General features: G+C 65.7%; 11 protein-coding genes and 2 pseudogenes. All 13 read left to right on the top strand.

Translation table 11 applies throughout. The features are described from left to right. Positions 1-88, top strand: a pseudogene (locus tag IT540_RS05930) (elongation factor Tu); the annotation flags it as partial. Between the two features lie 80 nt (positions 89-168). After that, positions 169-477, top strand: a complete 309-nt coding sequence (gene rpsJ / locus IT540_RS05935) for a 30S ribosomal protein S10 (RefSeq protein WP_020087370.1) — start codon at positions 169-171, stop codon at positions 475-477. Between the two features lie 64 nt (positions 478-541). After that, positions 542-1,234 (top strand): 50S ribosomal protein L3, encoded by a 693-nt coding sequence (gene rplC, locus IT540_RS05940; RefSeq protein ID WP_291174451.1) that lies wholly within the window; start codon positions 542-544, stop codon positions 1,232-1,234. Beyond that, positions 1,234-1,884 carry a 50S ribosomal protein L4 gene (gene rplD / locus IT540_RS05945; RefSeq protein ID WP_291174453.1) on the top strand — a complete coding sequence of 217 codons (651 nt, stop codon included), beginning with the start codon at positions 1,234-1,236 and terminating at the stop codon, positions 1,882-1,884. The genes rplC and rplD overlap by 1 nt, the downstream gene beginning before the upstream one ends. Continuing rightward, positions 1,884-2,177 (top strand): 50S ribosomal protein L23, encoded by a 294-nt coding sequence (locus IT540_RS05950; protein ID WP_291174455.1) that lies wholly within the window; start codon positions 1,884-1,886, stop codon positions 2,175-2,177. The genes rplD and IT540_RS05950 overlap by 1 nt, the downstream gene beginning before the upstream one ends. 12 nt (positions 2,178-2,189) lie before the next feature. After that, on the top strand, positions 2,190-3,011 hold the full coding sequence (gene rplB / locus IT540_RS05955) for a 50S ribosomal protein L2 (protein WP_291174456.1): 822 nt from the start codon (positions 2,190-2,192) through the stop codon (positions 3,009-3,011). 41 nt (positions 3,012-3,052) lie between these two features. After that, positions 3,053-3,334 carry a 30S ribosomal protein S19 gene (rpsS, locus tag IT540_RS05960; protein ID WP_291174458.1) on the top strand — a complete coding sequence of 94 codons (282 nt, stop codon included), beginning with the start codon at positions 3,053-3,055 and terminating at the stop codon, positions 3,332-3,334. After that, positions 3,334-3,714, top strand: a pseudogene (rplV, locus tag IT540_RS05965) (50S ribosomal protein L22); the annotation flags it as partial. The gene rpsS and the pseudogene rplV, both read left to right, overlap by 1 nt. A gap of 137 nt (positions 3,715-3,851) precedes the next feature. After that, entirely contained in the window at positions 3,852-4,640 is a 789-nt protein-coding gene (gene rpsC / locus IT540_RS05970; protein ID WP_291174460.1) for a 30S ribosomal protein S3, read from the top strand. A gap of 22 nt (positions 4,641-4,662) precedes the next feature. Further along, positions 4,663-5,073, top strand: a complete 411-nt coding sequence (rplP, locus tag IT540_RS05975; RefSeq protein WP_291174462.1) for a 50S ribosomal protein L16 — start codon at positions 4,663-4,665, stop codon at positions 5,071-5,073. A gap of 34 nt (positions 5,074-5,107) precedes the next feature. Continuing rightward, positions 5,108-5,338 (top strand): 50S ribosomal protein L29, encoded by a 231-nt coding sequence (gene rpmC, locus IT540_RS05980; RefSeq protein WP_291174464.1) that lies wholly within the window; start codon positions 5,108-5,110, stop codon positions 5,336-5,338. A 12-nt stretch (positions 5,339-5,350) separates the two neighbouring features. Further along, a complete protein-coding gene (gene rpsQ, locus IT540_RS05985; protein ID WP_291174465.1) occupies positions 5,351-5,584 on the top strand; it encodes a 30S ribosomal protein S17 in 234 nt (77 codons plus the stop codon). Positions 5,585-5,679: 95 nt separating this feature from the next. After that, positions 5,680-5,897: uL14 family ribosomal protein (locus tag IT540_RS05990; RefSeq protein WP_291174468.1), on the top strand; the 218-nt coding region annotated here is incomplete at its 3' end.

Consider the following 5,897-nt stretch of genomic DNA (forward strand, 5'->3'; position numbering starts at 1 on the left):
GATCGCCATGGAGGAGAAGGTCCGCGTCGCCTTCCGTGAGGGCGGCAGGACGGTCGGCGCCGGCGTCGTCACCAAGATCGTAGAGTAGCAGAAGAAGAGAGGCGCTCGAGAGGGTGGCGGCAACGCCGACAGGACGAGCGCTTCTCTCATTTAGCGGGTTCGAAGACAATGAACGGCCAAAACATCCGCATCCGGCTCAAGGCGTTCGACCATCGCATTCTCGATGCGTCGACGCGTGAGATCGTGAACACGGCGAAGCGCACCGGCGCGGAGGTTCGGGGTCCTATCCCGTTGCCGACCCGCATCGAGCGCTTCACGGTCAACCGCTCTCCGCACATCGACAAGAAGAGCCGCGAGCAGTTCGAGATGCGCACGCACAAGCGCATGCTCGACATCGTGGATCCCACGCCGCAGACGGTCGATGCGCTGATGAAGCTCGACCTGGCCGCGGGCGTGGACGTGGAAATCAAGCTCTAGAGGATGCCGCGCCGAACGGGGCTCCCCGCTTTGGCCGCGAATAATGAAGGAAGGAATGCGAGAAATGCGTTCCGGAGTGATTGCACAGAAAGTCGGCATGACCCGCATCTTCACGGAGGCGGGCGAGCATGTGCCTGTGACGGTCCTGAAGCTCGAGAAGCTTCAGGTGCTGGCGCAGCGCACCGCCGACAAGCACGGCTACACCGCGATCCAGGTGGGTGCGGGCAGCCGCAAGCCCGCGCGCTTGACCAAGTCGGAGCGCGGCGGCTTCGCGGTCGCCAGCGTCGAGCCCAAGCGCAAGCTGGCTGAGTTCCGCGTCAGCCCCGACAACCTGATCGAGGTAGGCGCTGAGATCACCGCCGACCACTTCGTCCCCGGCCAGTTCGTGGACGTCACCGGCACCAGCCAGGGCAAGGGCTTCCAGGGTGCCATGAAGCGCTGGAACTTCGGCGGCCTGCGCGCCACGCACGGCGTTTCCGTCGTGCACCGCTCGCACGGCTCGACCGGCCAGCGCCAGGACCCCGGCAAGGTATTCAAGGGCAAGAAGATGGCCGGCCACTTGGGCGACGAGCGCGTCACCACGCAGAACCTCGTCGTGGTCAAGACTGACGTCGAGCGCGGCCTCCTGATGATCCGCGGCGCCGTTCCCGGCTCCAAGGGCGGCTGGGTGATCGTGCGCGACGCAGTCAAGAAGAAGGCGAATGCCGATGCGCCGACGCCCGGCGCCTTCAAGTCCGCCAGCAAGGAGAAGGCGTGATGAAAGCCACCGTCACCACGCTCGAGGCGAAGAAGGCCGGAGAGATCGAGCTCGCCGACGCCATTTACGGGCTCGAGCCGCGCAAGGACATCCTGCATCGCATGGTGCGCTGGCAGCAGCTTAAGCGCATGGCCGGCACGCACCACGCCCAGGACCGCTCGGAGGTCTCGGTCACCGGCAAGAAGGTCTACAAGCAGAAGGGCACCGGCGGCGCCCGCCACGGCGACAAGTCGGTTCCCCAGTGGCGCGGCGGCGGCAAGGCGTTCGGCCCCAAGCCGAGAAGCCACGCCATCGACCTGACCAAGAAGGTGCGCGCTTTGGCGCTCCGCCATGCGCTTTCTGCCAAGGCCAAGGCCGGCGAGATCGTCGTCATTGACGCCGCGTCCTCGAAGGACGGCAAGACCGGCGTGCTCAAGAAGCAGTTCGCCGAGCTCGGCTGGCGGAGCGCGCTGATCATCGACGGCGCCTCGCTCGATGATGCGTTCGCCCGCGCGGCGCGCAACATCCCGCACATCGACGTGCTGCCGATCGCCGGCATCAACGTCTACGACATCCTGCGCCGCGAGAAGCTCGTGCTGACCAAGGCCGCGGTCGAGGCGCTCGACGTGCGCTTCGCCGACGTGAAGGCCAAAGCCACGGAGGCGAAGTGATGAACAAGCTCAAGCATTACGACGTCATCCTCTCTCCGGTTATCACCGAGAAGGCGACGCAGGTCTCGGAGGCGAATCAGGTGATCTTCAAGGTCGCCCCGGGTGCCAACAAGACGGACATCAAGGCCGCGGTGGAGAGCCTCTTCAACGTCAAGGTCAAGGCCGTGAACACGCTCGTGCGCAAGGGCAAGCGGAAGGTCTTCCGCGGCATCCGCGCTCAGCAGAGCGACGTCAAGAAGGCGATCGTGACGCTCGAGGAAGGCCATTCCATCGACGTCACGACGGGCCTTTAAAGGAACCGAACCATGGCACTGAAGACATTCCGTCCGACATCCCCGGGTCTCCGGCACCTCGTCCAGGTCGACCGCTCGAACCTGTGGAAGGGCGCGCCGGTCAAGATGCTGACCGAGGGTAAGCGCAAGACCGGCGGCCGCAACAACGACGGCCGCATCACGACGCGCCACATCGGCGGCGGCCACAAGCAGGCCTACCGCCTGATCGACTTCCGCCGCCGGAAGCACGACGTGGTCGCGACCGTCGAGCGCCTGGAGTATGACCCGAACCGCACGGCGTTCATCGCGCTGATCAAGTATGCGGACGGCCACGTGTCCTACATCCTGGCGCCGCAGCGCCTAGCCGTGGGCGATTCTGTCGTCTCAGGCGCCAAGGTCGACGTCAAGCCCGGCAACGCCATGCCGCTGTCGGCCATGCCGATCGGCACCATCGTGCACAACGTCGAGCTGAAGCCGGGTGCCGGCGGCCAGCTCGCACGCTCGGCGGGCGCCTTCGTGCAGCTCGTCGGCCGCGACTCCGGCTGGGCCGTGCTGAAGCTTAACTCCGGCGAGACCCGCAGGGTGCGTGCCGAGTGCATGGCCTCCGTCGGCGCCGTCTCGAACCCGGATCACACCAACGAGGTGATCGGCAAGGCCGGCCGCCAGCGCTGGAAGGGCAACCGCCCGACCGTGCGCTCGATCGCCATGAACCCCATCGACCACCCCAACGGCGGCCGCACCAAGGGCGGCAAGCACTGGGCGACGCCGTGGGGCAAGCCGACCAAGGGCTTCAAGACCCGCAAGAACAAGCAGACCGACAAGTTCATCGTCAGAAGCCGCTCGAAGAGCAAATAGCAGAATCCAAGCGTCGAGCAGACGATCGAGGAGACGAGAGAGTGACACGCGCAGTTTGGAAAGGCCCGTTCGTCGACGGCTACCTTCTCAAGAAGGCGGAGAAGGTGCGGTCGTCCGGGCGCAATGAGGTCATCAAGACCTGGAGCCGTCGCTCGACGATCCTGCCCCAGTTCGTGGGGCTGACGTTCGGCGTCTACAACGGCCAGAAGCATGTCCCGGTGAACGTCACAGAGGACATGATCGGGCACAAGTTGGGCGAGTTCTCGCCTTCGCGCGTGTTCCATGGTCACGGCGGCGACAAGAAAGCATCGGTGAGGAAGTGATGGGCAAACCGAGCCGGGAAAGAAGCCTCTCCGACAAGGAGGCGCGCGCGATCGCGAAGAACCTTCGCGTCTCGCCGCAGAAGCTCAATCTCGTCGCGGGCCTGATCCGCGGCAAGAAGGTCGACCAGGCGCTCGCCGACCTCGAGTTCTCGAGGAAGCGCATCGCCCAGGACGTCAGGAAGTGCGTGATGAGCGCCGTTGCCAACGCCGAGAACAACCACGATCTCGACGTCAACGCGCTGATCGTCTCCGAGGCGTATGTCGGCAAGAACCTGGTCATGAAGCGCTTTGCCGCCCGTGGCCGTGGCCGCGGCTTCTCGATCAGGAAGCCGTTCTCGCAGATCACCGTCGTGGTCCGCGAGACCGAGGAGGAGGCCGCGAAGCCGAAGGCCAAGAAGGCCAAGGGCACCGGCAAGGACGGCAAGTCCGCACAGGGCGCCGCGCCGAAGAAGAAGGCCGCGGCCAAGAAGCCGGCCCCCAAGACCGAGACTGCTGCGGCTGAGAAGGAGGCCGAGTAATGGGTCACAAAGTCAATCCTGTCGGCCTGCGCGTCGGCATCAACCGTACCTGGGACAGCCGCTGGTTCGCCCGCAGGGGTGAGTACGGCAAGCTGCTGCATGAGGACCGCGCCATCCGCGCCCACATCCTGAAGCAGCAGCGCACCGCAGGTATCTCGAAGGTCGTCATCGAGCGCCCGCACAAGAAGTGCCGCGTGACGGTGCACACCGCCCGTCCGGGCGTCTTGATCGGTAAGAAGGGCGCCGACATCGAGAAGCTGAGGAGCGAGCTGTCGCGCTTCACCTCGTCGGAGGTTCATTTGAACCTGCTCGAGGTGCGCAAGCCTGACATCGATGCCACCCTGGTGGCTGAGAACATCGCCCAGCAGCTCGAGCGTCGCGTCGCCTTCCGCCGCGCCATGAAGCGCGCCGTTCAGACGGCGCTGCGCGCCGGCGCCGTCGGCATCCGTATCAACGTCGCGGGCCGCCTCGGCGGCGCCGAGATCGCGCGCACGGAGTGGTATCGCGAAGGCCGCGTGCCGCTGCACACGCTGCGCGCCGACATCGATTTCGGCTACGGCGTGGCCCAGACCGCCTATGGCGTCATCGGCATCAAGGTCTGGATCTTCAAGGGCGAGCTCATGGAGCACGACCCGATGGCCTCCGAGCGCCGCGCGACCGAAGGGGCCGGCGACGGCACCGGCGGCCGTCCGCGTCGCGAGGACGGTGGCGAGCGGCGCGAACGCCGCGGCCCCCGCGGACCGCGTGGCGGTGCCGAGGCGGGCAAGGAAGGACAGGATCAGGCCTGATCAGGGCTGAAGGACGAGGACCATGCTGTCACCGAAGAAGACCAAGTTCCGCAAGCAGTTCAAGGGCCGCATCCACGGCGCTGCGAAGGGCGGCACGACACTGAACTTCGGCTCGCACGGCCTCAAGGCCGTGGAGCCCGAGCGCGTCACCGCGCGCCAGATCGAGGCGGCCCGCCGTGCGATCACGCGCCACATGAAGCGCGCCGGCCGCGTCTGGATCCGCATCTTCCCGGACGTGCCGGTGACCAAGAAGCCCGCCGAGGTCCGCATGGGCTCGGGCAAGGGCGGCATCGAGCTGTGGGTCTCGCGCGTGAAGCCGGGCCGCATCATGTTTGAGCTGGACGGCGTTCCCGATCAGGTCGCGCGCGAGGCGCTGACCCTCGGCGCCGCCAAGCTCGGGATCAAGACCCGTATTGTGACGCGCATCGGCTGAGGCCTGTTGCGCGCGAAGGATGAGGAAGACGACGATGAAAGCGAGTGATTTGAGGAGCCTGACGCTCGATCAGCTCGACGATCAGTTGGCCAAGCTCAAGAAGGAGCAGTTCAACCTGCGCTTTCAGAAGGCGTCTGGGCAGCTCGAGAACACCTCGCGCGTGCGCCAGGTCCGCCGCGACATCGCGCGCGTTCTGACGCTCGCCGGCCAGAAGCGGGGCGGGTCCTCGTCGAAGGTGTCCACGAAATCGAAGTCCGGCGCGTAAGGAGAGAGAACGATGCCGAAGCGCGTCCTGCAGGGTGTGGTTGTTTCGAACAAGAACAACAAGACCATCGTCGTCGAAGTGGAGCGTCGCTATACGCATCCGCTGTTCAAGAAGACGGTGCGCCGCACGAAGAAGTACCACGCCCACGACGAGAACAACGCCTTCAAGGAGGGCGACCGCGTGGAGATCCAGGAGACGGCGCCGATCTCGAAGCTGAAACGCTGGGTCGTGCTCGAGAAGGTTTGATTATGAGATGGCGCTAGGCCGCAAGGGCGGAACCGGCGCCGGGACGAAGCAAGAGTTGAAGCCGCAGATGAGGCGGCAGGAAGAGAGACGGTGCGATGATCCAGATGGAGACGAATCTCGACGTCGCTGACAATTCGGGTGCGCGGCGCGTCCAGTGCATCAAGGTGCTGGGCGGCTCCAAGCGCAAGTACGCCACCATCGGCGACACCATCGTCGTGTCGGTGAAGGAGGCGATTCCGAAGGGCCGCGTCAAGAAGGGCCAGGTCATGAAGGCCGTCATCGTGCGCGTCGCCAAGGGCGTGCGCCGTCCCGA

Origin of the sequence: Hyphomicrobium sp., from assembly GCF_020852195.1 — a bacterium.
GTDB lineage: Bacteria > Pseudomonadota > Alphaproteobacteria > Rhizobiales > Hyphomicrobiaceae > Hyphomicrobium_C.